This window comes from Pseudomonadota bacterium, assembly GCA_010028905.1.
Taxonomy (GTDB): domain Bacteria; phylum Vulcanimicrobiota; class Xenobia; order RGZZ01; family RGZZ01; genus RGZZ01.
The window spans coordinates 1-1,255 of sequence record RGZZ01000860.1; the positions used below are offsets into that span (position 1 = coordinate 1).

Sequence of the window (1,255 nt, forward strand, 5' to 3'; positions counted from 1 at the left end):
TGCGCGGCAACGGCGACGGCACGTTCCAGGCGGCCACCAACTTCGGCCTCGGAAAGCCGTGGAACCTGGTCGCCACCGACCTGAACAACGACGGCAAGCTCGACATTGTGGCGGTGACGCCGACCACAGCCTTCGCCAATGTAACGGTCGCGAACGGTGGCGCCCAGGGCGCAAACTCGAACCTCTCGGTCTACCTGGGGAACGGCGACGGAACCTTCCAGGCGGCCACCAACTACCAGGTAGCCGCGCAGCCCTACGCGCTGGCTGCGGGCGATCTCAATAACGACGGGAACGTCGACCTCGTCATCCCCGGCGCCTTCTCGAGCCAGACGACGGTCATGCGCGGCAACGGCGACGGCACCTTCAAGACCCCGAGCACGCTGTTGTCCGGCTTTGCCCCCTATGACGTGACGCTGGCCGACATGAACTACGACGGCCACCTCGACATCGTGCTCGTCAACAAGGAGTCGGCCTCGGTGTCGACGTTCTTTGGCAACGGCGATGGCACGTTCTCGCCCCCCCTCACGGTGGGCGGCACCGGAAATGCGCAGTCGGTGTCGGTAGGCGACTTCAACCACGACGGCCTCCCCGACATCTCAGCCATCGGAAACGGTATCTTCAACGCCTTCTTCGGTCAGTAGGCGGTCCATCGAGGTCACATCGACCGCAGCCAGCCAAGACCCCAGCACGGGCGTGGGGGGCGTCGGCCGACCCGACACGCGCAGCGTCGCCAGAAAGGCGTCGCGCTGCGATGCGATGCTCGGATCGGCCGTCGCGTTGCGTGCGTACACGCGCGCGTAGCCGTCGGCAAAGAGCGACCCGCGCGTCTGGCTGTGGTTCGTGCCCGCCTGCCACCAGGTGAAGACCGCGGTGGGCACGGGGTGGTAGCACGGCGTCGTGACGCGCAGCAGGCGCAGCCACAGGTCGTAGTCTTCGCACACCAGCATCTCTTCGTCGAAGCGCTCGTGGGCCAGCAGCCGCCGGCGGAACAAGAGACACGGCAGCACGAGCAGGTTCATGAACTGCATGCGCTCGAGCTCCTGCACCGTCGGGTACACCTCGAGCCCCTCGACGCGGCGACGCCCGTCATCAGTCTGGCGCACGTAGCAGACCAGCACATCACCACACACCATGTCGGATCCTCCGCGCTCGAGCGCACCCACGAGCTGCTCGGCGTGATCGGGCAGCAGCCAGTCGTCGTCGTCGAGAAACCCGATGAAGTCTCCCCGCGCCGCCTCGAGCCCTAGGTTGCGCG

The 1,255-nt window shown here is 66.6% G+C and carries 2 protein-coding genes; one reads left to right on the plus strand and one right to left on the minus strand.

The features are described from left to right. Positions 1–641 (plus strand): VCBS repeat-containing protein (locus EB084_25925; GenBank protein NDD31703.1); only part of this gene is annotated, 641 nt, incomplete at its 5' end. Here the strand turns inward: EB084_25925 and EB084_25930 are convergent. Then, positions 597–1,255 (minus strand): glycosyltransferase (locus EB084_25930; GenBank protein NDD31704.1); only part of this gene is annotated, 659 nt, incomplete at its 5' end. The two genes, EB084_25925 and EB084_25930, sit on opposite strands and share 45 nt — an antisense overlap.